Genomic DNA, 366 nt, shown 5'->3' with positions numbered 1-366 from the left:
CCGGCGATGCCGCGGGTGCCGAAGCCATGGCCGCCGTGCGCGAACAGGTGCAGCTCGGCCGGCACCCCGGCCTGGCGCAGCGCCTGGTAGAACAGCAGGCTGTTCTCTTCCGGCACCACCGGATCGTCCTGCGCGTGCACCAGGAAGGTCGGCGGCATGCCGGCATGCACCCGGTTCTGCAGCGAGTAGGCGGCCATGGTCGCCGCGTCCGGATGGCGGCCCAGCAGCCGCAGCCGTGAGCCGGTGTGCGCCGCGGTGCCGCTGCCCATGTCGATGACCGGGTACAGCAGCAACAGGAAATCCGGCCGCGCGCTGACCCGGTCGATCGCATCGCGCGCCGGATACACCACGTCGTCGTAGCGGGTG

General features: G+C 71.9%; 1 protein-coding gene. It reads right to left on the bottom strand.

Features of this window, described 5'->3' with window-relative positions; genetic code table 11:
- Window positions 1-366: alpha/beta hydrolase (locus D183_RS0122110; protein WP_017910918.1), on the bottom strand; the 366-nt coding region annotated here is incomplete at both ends.

The organism is Xanthomonas sp. SHU 199, assembly GCF_000364665.1.
GTDB lineage: Bacteria > Pseudomonadota > Gammaproteobacteria > Xanthomonadales > Xanthomonadaceae > Xanthomonas_A > Xanthomonas_A sontii.
This window is presented reverse-complemented; position numbering and strand designations above follow the sequence as displayed.